The sequence below is a fragment of the Modestobacter lapidis genome (genome assembly GCF_054780755.1).
Window position 1 is genome coordinate 1 of the sequence record NZ_BAAGVS010000018.1, and the last position, 18,204, is coordinate 18,204.

General features: G+C 74.1%; 18 protein-coding genes. 12 read left to right on the plus strand and 6 right to left on the minus strand.

Going from position 1 to position 18,204, the window contains the following annotated elements; genetic code table 11:
- Together ACYVG5_RS15805 and ACYVG5_RS15810 are read left to right on the plus strand one after the other, a co-directional pair.
- A partial coding sequence (locus tag ACYVG5_RS15805) for an IS1634 family transposase (RefSeq protein WP_460683329.1) occupies positions 1-423 on the plus strand: 423 nt, incomplete at its 5' end.
- Between the two features lie 108 nt (positions 424-531).
- Positions 532-1,389 carry a TIR domain-containing protein gene (locus ACYVG5_RS15810; protein ID WP_222049068.1) on the plus strand — a complete coding sequence of 286 codons (858 nt, stop codon included), beginning with the start codon at positions 532-534 and terminating at the stop codon, positions 1,387-1,389.
- Between the two features lie 215 nt (positions 1,390-1,604).
- Here the strand turns inward: ACYVG5_RS15810 and ACYVG5_RS15815 are convergent, their stop codons facing one another.
- From ACYVG5_RS15815 to ACYVG5_RS15825, 3 genes are all read right to left on the minus strand, one after another.
- Complete coding sequence (locus ACYVG5_RS15815; RefSeq protein WP_222049069.1) at positions 1,605-2,771, minus strand: MFS transporter; 1,167 nt, start codon at positions 2,769-2,771, stop codon at positions 1,605-1,607.
- 84 nt (positions 2,772-2,855) lie between these two features.
- Positions 2,856-4,721, minus strand: coding sequence for a tannase/feruloyl esterase family alpha/beta hydrolase (locus ACYVG5_RS15820; protein WP_222049070.1), 1,866 nt, complete (start codon positions 4,719-4,721; stop codon positions 2,856-2,858).
- Positions 4,722-4,928: 207 nt separating this feature from the next.
- The gene (locus tag ACYVG5_RS15825; protein WP_460683330.1) at positions 4,929-5,783 is read right to left on the minus strand and encodes an alpha/beta fold hydrolase; all 855 of its coding nucleotides are present in this window, start codon (positions 5,781-5,783) and stop codon (positions 4,929-4,931) included.
- 31 nt (positions 5,784-5,814) lie between these two features.
- Between ACYVG5_RS15825 and ACYVG5_RS15830 the strand changes: the two genes are divergently transcribed.
- From ACYVG5_RS15830 to nudC, 6 genes are all read left to right on the plus strand, one after another.
- Positions 5,815-7,230, plus strand: coding sequence for a M20/M25/M40 family metallo-hydrolase (locus ACYVG5_RS15830; RefSeq protein WP_222049071.1), 1,416 nt, complete (start codon positions 5,815-5,817; stop codon positions 7,228-7,230).
- A 4-nt stretch (positions 7,231-7,234) separates the two neighbouring features.
- Positions 7,235-8,188 carry a serine/threonine-protein kinase gene (locus tag ACYVG5_RS15835; protein WP_222049072.1) on the plus strand — a complete coding sequence of 318 codons (954 nt, stop codon included), beginning with the start codon at positions 7,235-7,237 and terminating at the stop codon, positions 8,186-8,188.
- Positions 8,189-8,220: 32 nt separating this feature from the next.
- Positions 8,221-9,096 carry a DUF2510 domain-containing protein gene (locus ACYVG5_RS15840; protein WP_222049178.1) on the plus strand — a complete coding sequence of 292 codons (876 nt, stop codon included), beginning with the start codon at positions 8,221-8,223 and terminating at the stop codon, positions 9,094-9,096.
- Between the two features lie 91 nt (positions 9,097-9,187).
- Positions 9,188-10,498 (plus strand): M16 family metallopeptidase, encoded by a 1,311-nt coding sequence (locus ACYVG5_RS15845; RefSeq protein ID WP_222049073.1) that lies wholly within the window; start codon positions 9,188-9,190, stop codon positions 10,496-10,498.
- Positions 10,495-11,871, plus strand: coding sequence for a M16 family metallopeptidase (locus ACYVG5_RS15850; RefSeq protein ID WP_222049074.1), 1,377 nt, complete (start codon positions 10,495-10,497; stop codon positions 11,869-11,871). The genes ACYVG5_RS15845 and ACYVG5_RS15850 overlap by 4 nt, the downstream gene beginning before the upstream one ends.
- Entirely contained in the window at positions 11,868-12,893 is a 1,026-nt protein-coding gene (gene nudC, locus ACYVG5_RS15855) for an NAD(+) diphosphatase (RefSeq protein ID WP_246630450.1), read from the plus strand. The genes ACYVG5_RS15850 and nudC overlap by 4 nt, the downstream gene beginning before the upstream one ends.
- A 46-nt stretch (positions 12,894-12,939) precedes the next feature.
- Here the strand turns inward: nudC and ACYVG5_RS15860 are convergent, their stop codons facing one another.
- The 3 genes from ACYVG5_RS15860 to ACYVG5_RS15870 all read right to left on the minus strand — a co-directional run bounded on the left by ACYVG5_RS15860 (position 12,940) and on the right by ACYVG5_RS15870 (position 14,671).
- Positions 12,940-13,569 carry a nucleoside/nucleotide kinase family protein gene (locus tag ACYVG5_RS15860; protein ID WP_246630451.1) on the minus strand — a complete coding sequence of 210 codons (630 nt, stop codon included), beginning with the start codon at positions 13,567-13,569 and terminating at the stop codon, positions 12,940-12,942.
- Positions 13,570-13,619: 50 nt separating this feature from the next.
- Positions 13,620-14,312 carry an ANTAR domain-containing protein gene (locus ACYVG5_RS15865; RefSeq protein WP_222049075.1) on the minus strand — a complete coding sequence of 231 codons (693 nt, stop codon included), beginning with the start codon at positions 14,310-14,312 and terminating at the stop codon, positions 13,620-13,622.
- 95 nt (positions 14,313-14,407) lie between these two features.
- Positions 14,408-14,671 carry a mycoredoxin gene (locus tag ACYVG5_RS15870; protein WP_222049076.1) on the minus strand — a complete coding sequence of 88 codons (264 nt, stop codon included), beginning with the start codon at positions 14,669-14,671 and terminating at the stop codon, positions 14,408-14,410.
- A gap of 145 nt (positions 14,672-14,816) precedes the next feature.
- Here ACYVG5_RS15870 and ACYVG5_RS15875 point away from each other — a divergent pair, with 145 nt between their 5' ends.
- From ACYVG5_RS15875 to ACYVG5_RS15890, 4 genes are all read left to right on the plus strand, one after another.
- A complete protein-coding gene (locus ACYVG5_RS15875) occupies positions 14,817-16,841 on the plus strand; it encodes an ATP-dependent DNA helicase UvrD2 (RefSeq protein WP_222049077.1) in 2,025 nt (674 codons plus the stop codon).
- A 212-nt stretch (positions 16,842-17,053) separates the two neighbouring features.
- Positions 17,054-17,383 (plus strand): hypothetical protein, encoded by a 330-nt coding sequence (locus tag ACYVG5_RS15880; protein ID WP_222049078.1) that lies wholly within the window; start codon positions 17,054-17,056, stop codon positions 17,381-17,383.
- Positions 17,384-17,531: 148 nt separating this feature from the next.
- Entirely contained in the window at positions 17,532-17,882 is a 351-nt protein-coding gene (locus ACYVG5_RS15885) for a WhiB family transcriptional regulator (RefSeq protein ID WP_222049079.1), read from the plus strand.
- Complete coding sequence (locus tag ACYVG5_RS15890) at positions 17,879-18,115, plus strand: hypothetical protein (RefSeq protein WP_222049205.1); 237 nt, start codon at positions 17,879-17,881, stop codon at positions 18,113-18,115. The genes ACYVG5_RS15885 and ACYVG5_RS15890 overlap by 4 nt, the downstream gene beginning before the upstream one ends.
- The last annotated feature ends 89 nt before the right edge of the window (positions 18,116-18,204 follow it).

The window sequence follows — 18,204 nt, forward strand, 5'->3', positions numbered from 1 at the left end:
GCCCGATCCCTGGATGAGAAGGCGCTGGCCAGAGCGCAGAGCCTGGTCGGGCTGAAGGGCTACGTCACCAACATGCCCGCCAACCTCATGCCCGCCACCGAGGTGATCGGCAGCTACCACGACCTGTGGCGGGTCGAGCAATCGTTCCGGATGAGCAAGACCGATCTGCGGGCCAGGCCGATGTTCCACCACACCCGCGACGCCATCGAGGCCCACCTCACCGTCGTGTTCACCGCCCTGGCCGTGGCCCGTGAGGTCCAAAACCGCACCGGCCTGGCGATCGGCAACGTCATCCGCCAGCTGCGGCCACTGCGCTCGGCCACGGTCGCGATCAACGGCGCCACCCAGACGTTCCACCCCGCCGTTCCCGCGGCTCAGCGGGCCATCCTCGATGCGCTACCACAGGCAGAAGTCACGCACTAAGCAAATGATCAAAGTCGGGTCGGGCTTCCGGTGCCAGCGGCCGCCCGACGTCCGCGACACGGGTCTCGTGGCAGGAGGGGCGTTCCGGAGCGGCCGTAAGCTCGGGAGGTGCCTCCCGAAAGCAGCGACGACGGGCTCGCCGATGCACTCGTGGCAGCCCTGCTCCAATCGAACTACCTCGAAGTACGGGGGGTGCTTCAGTCTGTTGGAGCTGAGCGACTTCCTCCCGGTTGGGGAGACTTCAGCCCAGCGTCAAAGCGAAGGACGCTGAGCAAGATCGTCGGCGGGTTACCTACTCAAACAGTCGCCGACCTCGCGCGCGACTTCGTTGAGGATGGTGGCGACGGCGATCCAGTGGCGCTCGAACCTTCTGCAAAGCAGCACACCACCGCATGGCGACCGATCTATGCGGGGCCCGCAGACCCGGCAGAGAGGTACCGCCTGCCCAGGGCCTCGGCGACCACCAGTCCGGACAACCGCACTTCCCAACCAACGCGGGTCGCCGCCGAAGTCGACGCGGCCGCATCCATCTTCGTCGTCCATGGCCGGAACACTGCAGTAGAGAGCCAGACCCAACTGCTCGTAGAGCGGACAACGGGGCGCACGACCGTTGTGCTGCACGAGCAGGTCACTGGCGGGAGAACCGTCATTGAGCAGATCGAGCGACACGGGGCGTCGGCTGGCTACGCCATCATCCTGCTGACGGGTGACGATGAGGGTGGTCTCCGCGGCGGCGAAATGAGGCCCCGTGCGCGGCAAAATGTCATCCTCGAACTCGGCTACTTCTGGGGTCTGCTCGGGCGCGATCGGGTTGCCGTCCTGGTCGAAGAGGACGTCGAGTTGCCCTCCGATGCGGGTGGGATCCACTACATCGCCATCGACCCTGGGGGTGGCTGGAAGACCAGGCTGGTGCGAGAACTTCACGACGCAGGGCTCGACGTCGACTGGAGCATGCTGCGTGCCTAGCCCGGCCGCGCGCGCAGGCGGCTTCGGGGACGGCTGCTTGCTATCCGGACGGGGCGTCGTCCCGCTTACTGCATGTCGAACCTGCTGGCACAACTGCACAGCTTCCGAGACGGCGGGCGAAGGCCTGCCTGTTGTCGCCGCCCGCGCGCTGGGCGCCCGCGCTCTCCGCCGCGGCGCCGTCGCCGAGCACCGGGCCGCGGCGGCAGAGGGGGCACTCATCCGCGGCCGACGGTGAGCACGGTCAGGTACGCGGCGAGACCGAGCGCCAGGCATCCGGCGATGGCGGGGCCGTAGGAGCCCGACGCGTCGACCGACGCACCCGCCAGGGGAGCACCGAACGCCGAGCCGATCCCGGTACTGGTGTAGAGCACCCCCAGCAGGCCTCCGAGGCGTGTCGTGCCGAACCGCTCGGCGACGACGGCGGGACCGATGGCGACGAAACCGCCGTAGCCGACACCCAGCACGACGGCGAAGGCGAGCAGCAGGCCGTACCCATCGGCGACGCCCCACAGCGCGAAACTCGCGCCCATGGTCAGGATGCACCCCTGGAAGGCACGCAGCGGACCGGCCCGAGCCGCGAGCGCGGCGAGCACGAGCCGACCGGCGATGCTCGCGGCGCCGATCACGCCGACCAGCGCCGCCGCGGCGACCTCGTCGACCCCGACACCCTCGGCGTAGCCCGGGAGATGCACGAACGGCACGAACAGCGCGACGGCCATGAGCCCCATCGCCAGGTACAGCCGCCGGTAGTCGCGGTTGCGCACGGCCTCGCCCAGGGTCAGCGCCGCCGGCCCGGTCCGGAGCGGCGGCCGGGCGACGACCAGCGCACAGACGACGAGCACCGCGGCGCCGACCAGGCCGAACAGGAGGTGGGTGGTGCGCCAGCCCAGCTCGCCGATCAGCGCCGCGGCCAGCGGCGCGACGGTGAGGGTGCCGAGGCCGATGCCGGTGACCGCCACTCCGATCGCGAGCGTTCGCCGCCGCTCGAACCAGCCGCTCACGACCGCGACCATCGGGACATAGGCGCAGGCGACCCCGATGCCCACCCCGAGCCCGTAGGTGACCAGTCCGATCCACAGCTCGCCGGCCTGCGAGGTCGCGGTCAGCCCGGCGCCGAGGGCCACCGCACCGACCAGCAGCACCCGCCGCGGGCCGTACCGGTCCACCGCGACGCCGCTGAGAGCACCGAGACCGAAGTACGTCAGGGAGGTGAGGGCGAAGAACACCGACGTGGTGCCGAGGCTGGCCCCGAACTCCTCCGCCATCGGCTCGAGGAACGCGCCGAAGGAGTAGGCGATCCCGAACGAGGTGAACATCGCCGCGAACGCGGCGGCGACCATCACCCAGCCGCGCCCCGAGTCGACCGCTGCCGGGGCCCGCATGCCGGCCGACGATACGAGACCGGCGCTCCGCGAGCGCCCCGACCAGGACGGCGCCTGGTCGGGGCGCTCGCGAACCGAGTCGGCTCAGACCTGGCAGGTGTAGCTGGTCGCCCGTGCGGCATCCCCGCCGGTGTAGCGCGGGATCAGCGGGTACGCGCAGATCGGCTTGGCGGCCAGCACCTCGAACGGCGGCGCCGCAGAGTTGCTGGTGGCGATCACGGCTGCGCCCGGCGCGTCACCGTGGAAGACCCAGTCCTCCAGGATGTCGAACCAGTCGACGTTGCGGGGAACGCCGTTGGCGGTTCCGGAGCTGGTGTCCACGCCGTACGGGGTCATCCCGTCCTCGGTGAGTACGGCCGGGTCGATGGAGCCGGCGCAACCGTGGTCCGTGCCCGGGGAGACGTACAGCCGCATGAACTCGTCCACGGTCTCCTGGCCCATGGTGTCGACGACGGACTCGTAGTACTGCATCCCCATGGCCGCGCTCTGGGCGTAGTCGTTGCTGCACTCGAGGACGATCAGCTTGCCGCCGTGCCGGTGGAAGGCGCTCAGGTCCGGGTCGAGGGTGTCCATCATCGCCGACACCTCGGCCATCCGGTCCTGGTACTCCAGCCGGTCGAAGTCGTCGACGACGTCCAGGTCGGCGTCCTGACCGAAGACGAACTTGCCGGCCCCGGTCCCGTAGAGGGCGTAGTTGGGGTAGCCCTCGTCGCCGTAGCTCGTCGACGGATCGTTCCCGATCTTGGTGTGCAGGGACCAGGGTTCCCCGCCGAAGAGGAAGCCGGGGTAGGTGTCCATCCCGCTGGGCAGCGTGAAGCCGAGCTCCAGGGGGGTGTAGACCGTCTCGATGACCTCGATCTGGTCGGCGGTGAAGCACGTTCCCGGCTCCGCCGGGACCTGCTCGCACTGCAGGTCACGCACTGCCTGCAGAACCGGCTCCTGGCAGCCGAGGTAGTCACTGAGAACGGCGTCGGCGATGCCGTCCTGGGCGTCGCAGGCCTGCGCGGAGGTGCGACCGAGCAGGTCGATGTCGGCGGCGGTGAAGCCTCCGGCCGCCCCGTCGCGCTCCACGGCCTGCAGCGTCTCGATGAAGTTGGCGAACAGCCCGGTCCAGCCGATGACCGGGTTGCGGACGAAGATGCCGTCGATGTCCCGCGGGAAGCGCTGGGCCATCAGCAGGCCTTCCCGTCCACCCTCGGAGCCACCGACCCACAGCTGGGTCCGCGGCTTGTGCCCGTAGTACGCCTTGGCGATCTGCTCGCCGAGATCGTGCGCCTTCTTGTACGCGTCCGTCGCGAAATTGCGGAACATCTCGTCGTTCAGGGCGAAGTCGAAGGTCGAGTGAGCCCGCTCCACCGGGTCGGTCGAGTCGTAGTACGGACTCTCGGTGATGAGGTGACCGGCGTCGGTACTGACCGTCATGTACCCCTGCTGCAACGGGGTCGCGAAGTCGCCGGCGTTGGTGTCGATGGGCAGGTAGCCGGTGGAGTCCACCAACCGACCGTTGAAGCCGCCACCGCCGAACTGGGTCGACGAGCCGTTCCACTCGGTCGGCAGGTTGACCTGGAAGCCGATGGGCTGGGCGCCTTCGGTGACGGCGGCGATCGTGCCCACGAGCTGGCAGAAGGCCGGCTTCGCCGGGGTGACGACCGCCGTCGAGCCCCCGGCGTTGTCGACCGGAGCGCCGTCCGGGGTCAGCTCCGCTTCGGTCGCCGCGAAGTATTCGGCCGATGTCACGGTCGCGTCGGCACGGAGCATCTGAGGGGTGCCGATCTTGTTCGCCCTGATCACCGTGCCGGCCATGGCGGAGCAGGCCGACTCGGGGGCGGACACGCTGACCGGGCGCTCCGGCGGCCCGTGGTCGGGTGGTCCGGCCAGCGCGGTGGTCGGGGTCACACCGGCCAGCAGCAGTCCTCCGGCGATGACGCAGGCGCGCAACGATGACTTCACGTGTCTCCTCGTGGTGGGCAGCACGGCCGGTGGGGATGCGCCGCGGACCAGGCACTCGTGACGCCCGACGGTCCTCGCGGCTACGTGGCGATCAACAGACCGAGACAGTGACTGTTGGGGGTGCCCCACGCGACGACTGTGGCTCGGGTCACGGACAGTAGACAAGATGCGCGCATCGGGCGACAAGACCCGTAGCAGATCTTTCGGCTAGGGCGTGAGCGGCCCGGCCGAGGCGATCCGGTCGAGCACCGCGCGGGCCAGCTGCTCGGGTGCCTGTTCCGGTACCCAGTGCGAGATGCCCGGCAGCTCCACGAACCGGTAGTCGCCGGTGACCTGGTCGGCGCACGCCTCGGCCGCCGTCCGGCCGACCGCCACGTCGCCGTCGCTCCACACGTACGTCGTCGGCACATCTACCGGGTCCACCCGGCTGCCCGACCGCATCGCCCGGTACCAGTTCAGCGCCGCGGTCAGCGCGCCCGGCGCGGAGAGCTGGGCGACGTAGCCGTCCACCGCCTCCGGTGGCACCCCCGGGGCGTCGAGCATCCGCCGCAGCCGGCGGGCGTCGTCGGCGAGCAGCACCTCCTCGGCCTTGCCGGCCTGCCAGAACAGCCGGATGTAGCCCGACCGCTCCTTCTGCTCGGGGTCCGCGCGGTAGGCCATCGTGTAGGCGGTCGGGTGCGGCACCGACACCGCGGTCAGCGTGCGCACCCGGTCGGGGTGCCAGGCCGCCAGGCCCCACGCCACGTTGGCACCCCAGTCGTGACCCACCACGTGCGCCACCGGGACGTCGAGCGCCGTCATCAGGTCCGCCGTCACCTGCACGAGGTTCGGCAGGGCATAGGCGTCGACCTCGTCGGGCCGGGCGCCGGGGGAGTAGCCCAGCTGATCGGGGGCGAAGGTGCGCAGCCCGGCCGCGGCCAGCAGCGGCGTGACCGCCGACCAGCTCAGCGAGGTCTCCGGGAAGCCGTGCAGCAGCAGCACCGGTGGGCCGTCCTCCGGGCCGTCGGTCCGCACGTCGAAGCTGAGGTCCCCGACGTCCACCTGCTGCATGCCCACGGCCACCCCGGCAACCTAGCCGGATACCGTCGGGGCCGTGGACAGCGCCGAACGCGACTACGTCACCGCCCACCTCGACGACCTGCACGCCGACCTCGACGCGTGGCTGCGGATCCCGTCCATCTCGGCCGACCCTGCCCACGCCGGGAACGTCGCCGCGAGTGCCGCGTGGCTGGCCGAAGCGCTGCGCCGCACCGGCTTCCCGACGGTCGAGATCTGGCCGACCGCCGGCGCCCCGGCCGTCTTCGCCGAGTGGCCGTCGGCCGACGCCGGCGCCCCGGTCGCGCTGGTCTACGGCCACCACGACGTCCAGCCGGTCGACCCGCTGGAGCTGTGGGAGCACCCACCGTTCGAGCCCACCCGGGTCGAGGGCCCCGACGGCCCCGAGCTGCACGCCCGCGGCGCCATCGACGACAAGGGCAACGTCGCCTTCCACCTGCTCGGCATGCGCGCCCACCTGGCCGCCACCGGCCGGGACACCCCCGCGGTCACGGTCAAGCTGCTCATCGAGGGTGAGGAGGAGTCCGGGTCGCCGAACTTCCCCGACCTGCTCCGCGAGCACGCCGACCGGCTGCGCTGCGACGTCGTCGTGGTCAGCGACACCGGCATGGCCGCCCCCGACGTGCCCAGCGTGGTCACCGCCATGCGCGGCCTGGCCGACGCCGAGATCACCCTGCGCGGCCCGGCGGTCGACCTGCACTCCGGCTCCTTCGGCGGCGCGGTGCCCAACCCGCTGCACGCCCTGGCCGGCCTGATCGCCGGTCTGCACGACGCCGACGGCCGGGTCACCCTGCCCGGCTTCTACGACAAGGTCCGTCCGCTCACCGATCGCGAGCGCGACCTGATGGGCCGGGTGCCCTTCGACGAGCAGGCCTGGCTGGCCGGCCCGGCGGCCTCCCGGGCCACCGCCGGCGAGGCCGGCTTCAGCACCCTGGAGCGGGTCGGCGCCCGGCCCACCGCCGAGGTCAACGGCATGTGGGGCGGCTACACCGGCCCCGGCCACAAGACCATCGTCCCGGCCGAGGCGCACGCCAAGATCACCTTCCGGCTGGTCGCCGACCAGGCACCCGCCGACCTCGCCGACCAGGTCCGCGCCTGGGTGGCGGCCAACGTCCCTGCGGGCATCGACGCCGAGGTGCACGTCCCCGCCGGCGGGGTGGCGCCGTGCGCCAGCGACCTCGACTCCCCGGCGATGGACGCACTGCTGCGCTCGATCGCCCAGGCCTTCGACACCACCGCCGACCAGGTGCTCTTCACCCGCGAGGGCGGCAGCGGACCGGAGGCCGACCTGGCCGGCATCCTGGGCGCCCCGCTGGTGTTCCTCGGCGCCGGGCTGCCCACCGACCGGATCCACTCGCCGAACGAGCGGGTGCTGCTGCCGATGCTCCACCGCGGAGCCGAGGCGGCCGCCCACCTGTGGCGCGAGCTGGCCACCGTTCCGTTCCGGCGCTGACCCCGTGGCGGACGACGTGGGCAGCAGCGGGGAGTTCGGCAACTACCGGCTCCTGGCGGAGCTGGGCAGCGCCGACACCGACCGGCTGGTCCGGGCGCACGACCCCGGGCACGGGCGGGACGTCGCCCTCCGGGTGCTCGCCCCGCGGGCGGGCCGGCGGGAGCGGTTCCTCCGGGAGATGCCCGTCGTCGTCCGGCTGAGCGAGCCGCACCTGGTCCCGGTCCACCGGTACGGCGACGTCGACGGCCGGCTGTTCGTCGCCGCGGAACTGGTCGCGGGCGAGCACCTGGCGGCGGTGCTCGCGCGCACCGGCCCGCTGGACCCCGCCCGCGCCGTGGACCTGGTCGGGCAGATCGCCCGCGCCCTGGACGCCGTGCACGCCGCCGGCCTGGTGCACCGGGACGTCGGCGCCTCCAGCGTGCTGCTCGTGGCGCGGCCGGCCGGCGCGGACCCGGCGGGCCCTGCCGCGGGCAAGGAGGACACCGCTCGGCTGGCCGATCTCGGCGTCGCCCCGGTCGTCGGGCGCCCGCCGGACCACCCGGCGCCCGAGCTCGCCGCCGGAACGCCGGTCGACGGCCGCGCCGACGTGTACTCGCTGGCCGGCCTGCTGTTCGAGCTGCTCACCGGGGAGCGTCCGGGTTCCGGCGCGCCGGCGCCCTCGTCGCTGCGGCCCGGGTTGCCGCCCGAGCTCGACGGCGTGGTCCGGCGCGGGCTGGCCGGCGACCGCGACCAGCGCTGGACGTCCGCCGGGGGGATGGCCGCCGCCGCGCGCGCCAGCCTGGCGCTCACCGGCGTGCAGGTCGCCCGCCCCCCGGACGACCCCGCGGCCCGGGGCGTGGCCGGCGCGGGCCGGCGCGGCCCCCGCCCGGGAGCGCTCGCCGGCGGGGTCTCGGCCGTACTCGCCGCCCTGGGGCTCGCTGCGCTGCGCCGGCGGCGCGCCCGGGGGGCGGGGCAGTGACCGGTGCCGGCTGGGCGCCGTCGGGTGGCCCGGTGACGGCGCCGCCCGGCTGGTACCCCGATCCCGATGGCGCGCCCGGGCTGGTCCGCTGGTGGGACGGCGGCTCGTGGTCCGACGTGACCACCCCGGCCGGCCCCGGCGTCGCCGTCGGCCCCCCGTTCGAGGCGCCGGTCCGGCCGCCGCCACCCGCGGGCGGCTGGGACGCCTGGCAGGCACCCGTCCCGGCGCCGCGCTCCCGCCGCACCGCGCTGCTCATCGGCGGCAGCGGGCTGGCCCTGCTGGTGGTCGTCGTCCTGGTGCTCGTCGCGGTGCTCGGCGGCGGCCCCGACATCGACGACGACGGTCCGGTGGCGCTGCCGCCCCCGGTGACCGGACCGATGTTCCCACCCGGCACCGTGCGGATCATCGACCCGGCGGCCGGCATCTCCTACCCGTTCCTCGGCGATGGCTGGTACGAGTTCGACCTGAGCGCGCAGTACGAGACGGCGAGCGTGGCCGGGCAGTACTTCGTCACCCAGGACGATCTGCCCGACAGCCCCGGGCCGTTCATCGCCCAGTGCACCTCGGGTCCGGTCGTCGAGGGCTACGGCTGGACCGGCCCGGGCAGCCTGGAGACGACGGCCACCACGCTGGCCGACAGCGTTCGCAACAACTACTACCCGGCGCCCAACGAGCGCACGGTCCGCCGGTCCGAGGCGCTTCCCGTCGACGGCACCGCCGCCTGGGTCGTGGAGTTCGACCTCTCCTGGGACGTCCCCGGCTACGACGCCAGCGGCGAGCGGGCCGCCCTGCTGCTCATCGACGTGGGCCGTCCGGCGCCGGCGTTGCTGTACATCTCGATCCCGAACACCCACGCCGAGCTGTACGGGGTCATCGACCGGGTGCTCGGCGACGTAGAAGTGTTGTGACGAGGAGGGGCGGAGACGGCTCACTGCGGTCGGGGTACGGCTCCTGGCCGCGTGACGACCCGGAGGATCGCGATGTCATAGGGTCGCTCCCGTGACAGCAGTCGATGCCGATCTGACCCTGCGGCATCCGGTGGAGCGGTTCACGCTCGACAACGGCCTGCGCGTCGTTCTCGCACCCGACCGGAGCGTCCCCGTCGTCGCCGTCAGCGTCTTCTACGACGTCGGCATGCGCTCCGAGCCACCGGGCCGTACCGGGTTCGCCCACCTCTTCGAGCACATGATGTTCCAGGGCTCGGCGAACGTGCCGAAGATGGAGCACGCCCGGCTGGTCCAGGCCGCCGGCGGCACCTTCAACGGCTCGACCCACCAGGACTACACCAACTACTTCGAGGCGCTGCCCGCCGAGGCGCTGGAGCGCGCGCTCTTCCTCGAGGCCGACCGGATGGCCGCCCCGGCGATCACCGAGGAGAACCTGCGCAACCAGATCGACGTGGTGAAGGAGGAGATCCGGGTCAACGTGCTCAACCGGCCCTACGGCGCCTTCCCCTGGCTGCAGCTGCCGCCGATCGCGTTCGAGAGCTTCGCCAACACCCACGACGGGTACGGGTCCTTCGTCGACCTGGAGTCCTCCACGGTCGACGACGCAGCCGATTTCTTCGACCGCTACTACGCCCCCGCCAACGCGGTGCTGTGCATCGGCGGCGACCTCGACCCGGCCGAGACCGAGCGGCTCGTGCGGCGGTGGTTCGGCGCCGTGCAGGCCCGCCCCGCGCCGCCGGTCCCGGTCACCAGCGAACCCTCACCGACCACCCGCCGGTTCGGGGTGGTGGAGGACGCACTGGCCCCGGCCCCGGCCGTGGCGATCGGCTGGCGGGTTCCCGACCCGGTACGGAATTTCGACACCTACCTGGGCACCGTGCTGCTGACCGAGCTGCTCAGCGAGGGCGACGCCTCCCGGCTGGAGCGCCGGCTGCTGCACACCGACCGGCTCGCCGTCGCCCAGAGCAGCTACCTGGGCCTGTTCGGCGACCCGTTCGACGTCCGCGACGCCACGCTCCTGGTCAGCCAGGTGCACCACCCGGCCGAGGTGCCCGTCGACCGCGTGCTGGCCGCCGTGCACGAGGAGGTCGACCGGGTGGCCACCGACGGCGTCCCCGCCGCGGAGCTCGCCCGGGTGCAGGCCCGCGTGGAGGCGCAACTGCTGCAGCAGGCCGACTCGGTGCTCGGCCGCACCCTGGGCTTCGCCGCCGCCGAACTGGTGCACGGCCGCGCCGAGCTGGCCGGGGAACTGGCGGCCCGGCTGGCCGCGGTCACCCCCGACCAGGTGCAGACGGCGGCCCGTGGCCTGTCCCCGGACACCGCCGCCGTGCTCGAGCTGCGCGCGACCGGAGGAACCTCGTGAGCGCCCCCGCCGTCCCGTCCCCGCTCATCCCGCCGCTGGGGAAGCCGAGGCCCCAGCCCGTTCCCGAGGTGCACGAGACCACGCTGCCCAACGGACTGCGGCTGGTCGTGGTCCCGCGGCCCGGCGTGCCGCTGGTCGAGCTGCGGCTGCGCGTCCCGTTCGCGGCCGCCACCCCGCGGGCGGCAGCGGCCCACGTGGCCCGCGCTTCCGTGCTCACCGGCGCGTTGCTGCTCGGCACGGCCGCGCACGACCAGCTCGAGCTCGCGCAGCTGCTGCAGACCCACGGTGCCGAGCTGTCGGTGTCGGCCGACCCCGACCGGCTGCTGCTGTCCACGACGCTGCTGCCCGCCGGTCTGGGCCCGGTGCTCGGGGTGCTCGCCGAGCTGCTCGGTTCCCCGGCCTACGCCGCCGCGGAGGTGTCGGCCGAACGCGATCGGGTGGGCGAGCGGCTGCGGATCGCCCGCTCCCAGCCCGGGGTGGTGGCCCGCACGGCACTGGCCGCCCGGCGCTACGGGGCCCACCCCTACGCCCAGCAGCTGCCCTCCGCCGAGCTGGTCGGCGCCGTCACGCCGGCGGCCCTGCGCAAGCTGCACCGCGAGCGGGTGCTGCCTGCCGGCAGCACCCTCGTGCTGGTGGGTGAGATCGATCCGGCCGCGGCCGCCGACGTCGTCGGCGGCGCGCTGGCCGGCTGGACCGCGGCGGGCACCGCCGTCTCCGCCCCGCCGGTGCCGACGCCGGCCGCCGGGAGCCTCCAGGTCGTCGACCGCCGCGGCGCGGTGCAGTCCAACGTCCGGCTGGGCGGGCCGGCCCCGGGCCGCACCGACCCCGAGCTGCCCGCCGTCCGGCTGGCCAGCATGGTCTTCGGCGGCTACTTCTCCTCCCGCCTGGTGGAGAACATCCGAGAGCGGCGCGGCTACACCTACAGCCCGCGCAGCTCCGTCGAGCACCTCGTCGGCGGATCGTCGTTCACCGTGGAGGCCGACGTCGCCACCGAGGTGACCGGACCGGCGTTCCTCGAGACCTGGTACGAGCTCGGCCGGATGGCGCTTCTGCCGGTGACCGAGGCCGAGCTCGAGTCCGCCCGGCGGTACCTGCTCGGCACCCTGGCACTCGGGACGGCGACCCACTCGGGGCTGGCCAGCACGCTGTCCGCGCTGTTCGGCGCCGGCCTGTCGGCCGAGTGGCTCGCCGAGCACCAGCGCGCCCTGGCCACGGTGGAGGTGGCCGCGGTGGCCGAGGCCTCGCGTCGGTGGCTGCACCCGGCCGGACTGACCGCGGTCGTGGTCGGGGACGCCGAGGTGATCGCCGAGCCGCTGCGCGCCCTCGGCCCGGTCGACGTCGCCGCCCCGCCGCCCCCGGTGGCCGGGGCTTGACCGCCGACCTGCCGGCCGCCGGCCCCGCCGACGACGTCCCGGCCGGCGGCAGCACCCCGGCCGACAACCCGCCGCCGGCGGACCGGCCGGCTCCGGTCACGACGGCGGAGTGGCCGACCACCGCGACGTCCACGCCGACCGCCCTGCCGCTGCTGTCCCGGGCCGCGCACGATCGGGGCCACCTGGCCCGCGCGCTGACCGATCCGGCGCAGGGCCGGCCGGTGCGGGTCCTGACCGTCGACGAACGGCGCACCGTGCCCGTGCACGAGGGCTCCGCGGGCCCCGCGCTGGTCTACGACGAGCGCCGCGAGATGCCCACCGGCGGGATCTACCTGGGGGAGGCCGACGGCGTGGTCTACGCCGCGGTCCGCGGCGAGCGGGCACTGACGGTCAACGGCCGCCCGGTCGACCAGTGGGCCGGACTGCGCGAGGTGGGCGCCGACCTGGGCGATCTGGACGCCGGGCTGCTCGCCCAGGCCGTCGGCATCGTCGAGTGGCACGAACGCAACCGGTTCAGCCCCCTGTCAGGAGCCGCGACCACCATCGAGCGGGCCGGCTGGGTGCAGCGCGACCCCGAGACCGGTATCGAGGTGTTCCCGCGTACCGACCCCGCAGTGATCATGCTGGTCCACGACGGCGGCGACCGGTGCGTGCTGGGTCGCCAGGCCGTGTGGCCGCCCGGCCGCTTCTCGATCCTGGCCGGTTTCGTCGAGCCGGGCGAGTCCGCGGAGGGCGCCGTGGCCCGCGAGGTGGCCGAGGAGGTCGGCATCCGGGTCACCGACGTCCGCTACGTCGCCAGCCAGCCCTGGCCGTTCCCGCAGTCGCTGATGCTCGGCTTCGTCGCCCGAGCCGTGGACGAGGAGCTGCGGATCGACCACGACGAGATCGAGGAGGCCCGCTGGTTCACCCGCGACGAGCTGCGCTCGGGCAACGGCCCCCAGGCGCTGCCCCCGGTGGTCTCCATCGCCCGGCACATCGTCGACCGCTGGTTGAAGGACGAGCTTCCCCCCACGCCTCGCTAGCTCGGCGCGGGCCCCTGAAGCTCGCCGAACGGCGGACCGATACGACTCAGCCGGCAGCCCAGCGGCCCTGGAGCACGAGGGCCGGGCGGTCCGGGTGGTCGGCGAGCACCACCGCGTCGGCGAGCGCACCCGGATCGACCTCGTCGTCGTAGCGGTCGAAGGCCGGCAGCTCCCAGGCCCGGTCCGCCGGGATCCGGCGCCGGCGGGCCGCCGGGCTCACCCGCAGGTGCACGACGACGTCGACGGCGAGGCCCAGGCCCTGCAGGAGCGAGCCGGGGACCAGCAGGACACCGCCCACCGGCGCGGTCCGGTAGTCCGCCCGGGCGGCGCGGTCGCGTTCGAGGTCCCACAGCGCCGGCAGGTACTCACCCGGGCCGCCGGGGCCGGTCCGGTCGAGGACCTCGCGAGCCAGCGCACCGGCGTCCAGCCAGTCGGTGTAGCGGGCATCGGGGTCGGTGCGGCCGTGTTCCAGGCGCACGGACGCCGGACGGTAGAAGCCCTCGGCCGGGACGACGGCCACGGGTCTGCTGCGGGCCGGCAGCAGCTGGGCCAGCCGGTCGGCCAGCGCGCGCGGTCCGGGGAGGCCGGGTTTCCCGGGTGGCCCGGTGAGCTCCGGACCGTCGACGGCGACCCGGAGGACGGCGGCGCCGGGCTCGGGCGCCAGGCCGGCGAGCAAGTCGGCCAGCCGCTCGGTGAGGGCGGCCGGGCTGAGCGGGACCGGGGCCGTCAGGAGAGGCCCTCGGCCTCGGAGCCGGGGGTCACCGCCTGCCGCGCCCGGCCGCGGGACACCCGGCGGGCCGTCGGCGCGCGCGGGGCGGCGGGATGCTCGGGAGTGACCGGCGCCGGAAGGTCGTCGCCGGCGGTGCGCTGGTCGGGCAACGCGCCGAGGGCGGGCACCCCGTCGAGCACCTCGCGGGCGAGCTCCTGGGCCGGACGGCCCTGGGCGCGGGCACGGCGGCGCAGTTCCTCGAACGCCTCGCGGGGGCACGTGCCGTGCCGTTCGGCGAGCACGCCGATGGCGCGCTCGATGGACACCCGCGCGGCCAGCGCGTGTTCCAGCTGGCCCACCGTGCGGCGCAGCGACGCCAGCTCGGCGTCCCGCGGGTCGACGGCCTCGGCCGGTGCGACGGTTCCACCGGCGCCGCGGGCCGCCAGCCGGGCGGGGCGGCCCGGTTCGGGAGTGGCGCCGGACTCCTCGGACACCAGGTCCGCCAGCGACATGGCCTCCACCAGGGGCAGCGGCTCGTGCACCTCGGTGAGGGGCTCCGCGGCCGCCGGAGAGGCGCTGAGCACCGACCACCCCCGCGAGGTGCGGACCAGCAGTACCGCGGGAGCTCCGGTCGGCGTGCGGACGACGTCCTCCGGCAACGCCGCCTGGACCGGGACGCCGGCGGGGGCCGACGTGCAGTGTGCGGTCATCGCACCCCTTCCCCGCGCTGACGGTTCCTCGGTGGGAGCGCCCCCGCAGTCCCCCTCCGGGCGATCATCACCCGTCGCGGGCCGCGGGCCGGGGATCACGCGCCGGGGAGCTCGGCGAGCCGGGCCTTCACCTGCTCGATGCTGGGGTTGGTGAGGGCGGTTCCGTCGGCGAACACCAGCGTGGGAACCGTGCGGTTGCCACCGTTGGCCTGCATGACCAGGTCGGCCGCGCCCTCGTCGGTCTCGATGTTGATCTCGGCGAACTCGATGCCCTCGCCCTGCATCATCTTCTTCAGCCGCACGCAGTACCCGCACCAGCTGGTGGTGTACATCGTCACGGCCGTTCCTGGAGCGCTCATCACGGGGATCCTCTCTCGCGGTCACCGGCGCGGGCCACCCGGGGGCGGTGGACCAGTACGCGGGGTGCCGGGGCAGGCAACGCGGGGCGCCTGGGGATGCTTCCCGCGGCGGGCACGCGGCGGCTGGGAGGATCGTGCCGTGGGGATGCCGCAGATCGCACAGAACCCGGGACCGGACCAGCAGGGCGACGCCGCGACCGCCGCCGAACAGGTGCTCGCCGGGCTGGACGAGCAGCAGCGCGCCGCGGCCTCGGCGGTGCAGGGGCCGGTGTGCATCCTGGCCGGTGCCGGCACCGGCAAGACCCGCACCATCACCCACCGCATCGCCTACGGCGTGCACACCGGGGTGTACGTCCCCGAGCAGGTGCTGGCGGTGACCTTCACGGCGCGGGCGGCCGGAGAGCTGCGCGGGCGGCTGTCCGCGCTGGGTGTCGGCGGCGTGCAGGCCCGGACCTTCCACGCCGCCGCCATGCGCCAGCTGCGGTACTTCGCGCCCCGGGTCCTCGGCGGGCCGATGCCGGAGCTGATCGAGAACAAGCTGCGCGTCGTCGCGGCCGCCGCCTCCCGTGCCCGGCTGACCACCGACCGCGCCAGCCTCCGCGACCTGGCGAGCGAGATCGAATGGGCCAAGACGACCCTGGCCACCCCGGAGGACTACCCCGCTCGGGCCGCGAAGGCCGGCCGCGAGCTCCCGTTCGAGGCAGCGGCGGTGGCCGAGGTCTACCGCAGCTACGAGGCGGCCAAGCAGCGCGACGGCACGCTGGACTTCGAGGACCTGCTGCTGGTCACCGCCTACGCCCTCGAGGAGCACCGTGATGTGGCCCGCGAGGTGCGCGGCCAGTACCGCTTCTTCGTCGTCGACGAGTACCAGGACGTCAACCCGCTGCAGCAGCGGCTGCTGGACGCCTGGCTGGGCGGCCGCGCCGAGGTGTGCGTCGTCGGCGACCCGAACCAGACCATCTACTCCTTCACCGGCGCCGACCCCGACTACCTGCTGGGCTTCGCCGACCGTTATCCCGACGCCGCGGTGGTCAAGTTGGAGCGTGACTACCGGTCGACGCCGCAGGTCGTCGGACTGGCCAACAAGCTCATCGGGCAGGCGCCGCCCCGCAAGGGGCTGCCCGGCCTCCGGCTGCTGGGGCAGCGGCGCGACAGCGTGGAACCGCGGTTCGTCGAGCACCCCGATGAGCCGGCCGAGGCGGCGGCCGTCGCCAAGGCCTGCCGGGAACTGGTGGACGGGGGCCTGCCGGCCAGCGAGATCGCGGTGCTCTTCCGGATCAACGCCCAGTCCCAGGTCTACGAGGCCGCGCTCACCGACGTCGGCGTCCCCTACGTGCTCAAGGGCGGCGAGCGGTTCTTCGAGCGGCCCGAGGTCCGGGAGGCCGTGCTGCTGCTCCGCGGCGCCGCGGCCGGGGGCAGCGAGCCCGGTGCCCTGGTCCCCACCGTCCGGGACGTGCTGGCCTCCACCGGCTGGGTCGAGCACCGCCCGCCCGCGGGCGGAGCCGCACGTGACCGCTGGCAGTCATTGGCCGCGCTGGTCGACCTCGCCGTCGACCTGGTCGCCGAGGAGCCGACGCTGGACCTCGGCGGCTTCGTCGCGCACCTGGCCGAGCGGGCCGCCGCCCAGCACGCGCCCACCGTGCAGGGCGTCACCCTTGCCTCGATGCACGCGGCCAAGGGTCTGGAGTGGGACGCGGTCTTCGTGGTCGGACTGGTCGACGGGGTGGTCCCGATCGCCCAGTCGCAGAGCCGGCCGGAGGCAGTCGAGGAGGAACGGCGACTGCTGTACGTCGCCGTGACCCGTGCCCGGGAACAGCTGACGCTGTCCTGGTCGCTGGCCCGCAACCCGGGGGGACGGCGCTCGCGGCCACGCAGCCGCTTCCTCGACGGGCTCGCCCCCGACTCCGCCGCCGCCCGCCGACCCGCCAAGCGGCCCAAGGTCGTCCTCGAGGGGGAGGCGGGGGAGCGGTTCGAGCGGCTCCGTGCCTGGCGCAGCAGCACCGCGTCCGAGGCGTCCGTCCCCGCCTACGTGGTCTTCACCGACGCCACGCTCCAGGCGATCGCGGAGGCGCGGCCGTCGTCGCTGCGGGAGCTGTCCGGGCTGCCGGGCATCGGCGCCCGCAAGCTGGAGCTCTACGGCGCCGACGTGCTGGCCCAACTGGCCGACTGAGCTGGCCTTACGGGCGGCGCCGGGCCGGTTGCGGCGATCGTCGTCTAATTCCGTTGACCGGCCTCCGCGACGTCCCCTAGCCTCTGGGCACACCACCTGGGAGTGACCAGGAGCACGTCTGCACGGGCACGACCGGCACGACAGCACGATCGACACGACAGCAGGGGGCGCGGCCGAGAGGCCGGGTCCCGAGTCCGGGAGGAGGGATCCGCATGACCACCATCGACACGATCATCACCGGCACGGTCGGCGCAGCCCCGATGCCGGCTGCTGTCGTGCGCCCGTCCTCGCGCACCGCGGCCGTCCTGATGGCGCCCACCGCCGCTCCGTTCCAGGGAACCGGTCCGTCCTGTGACGCGACCGGCCTCGTCGTCCGGCCCTGGGAGCTGGCCCCGACGGGCACGCGCGTGCGCTCCGTCGGTACCGCCGCCCAGCAGCACACCAGCGACTTCTCCGGCAATGCCGCTCCCACGGGCGGCTACGCCGAGCGCACCGCCAGCAGCACCCCGGGAGCCCAGCCCCCGAGAGCCCCACTGAGCTAACAGCTCAGCTGGTCCTCCTCGAGGCCGCGGAACCCGGACACCGGGATCCGCGGCCTTCGTCTTGTCCGCCGCCGTGGACCCACCCCGACCTCCGGTCGGCGGGCCCCCGTCGACCGGTCGAAACGATTGAGGAAGAGGAGGAGCGGCCGTGCAGCACACGATCGAGCGATCGGCGTCCCCGCGCCGTCCCGGGCTCGACCGCACGCACGTGTCCACGGGCGGGCTCCCGGCGGCCGGACCGCAGGCAGCCGCCCGCCGGACGGTGCCGTGCCGGGTCCAGGACCCCGACCTCTGGTTCGCCGAGAGCCCGGCCCAGCTGGAGCACGCCAAGACCCTGTGCGCCCAGTGCCCGATCCGCAGCGCCTGCCTGGCCGGCGCGCTCGACCGCGGCGAGCCGTGGGGAGTCTGGGGCGGCGAGATCTTCGACCACGGCGTCGTGATCGCGCGCAAGCGGCCGCGTGGCCGGCCCCGCAAGGTCCGCGTCGGAGAGGCCGCATGACCGACCGGTCCAGCACCCACCCACACCACCCCGAGGCGTCCGACGCCTTCGTACAGCGAGGAACCGAGATGGACCTGATCGAGCACGACCTGGTGCGCAGTCGCATGCGTGACCTGCAGATCCAGGCGGACACCCACGCCCGGGCGCGCCGGCTGCTGGCTGCCCGGCGCTGGGCCCGCCGGGCCGAGCGCGCCACCCGGCGCGCCGCACGAGCCAGCGCGGCGGTGCGGTGAGGCTCCGTGATCTGTCGTCCTCCGGACGCCGCCGCGGCCAACGGCCGTCCCCGGCCGCCGGTGAGCCGTTACGTCCGTCCCGGCCCGGG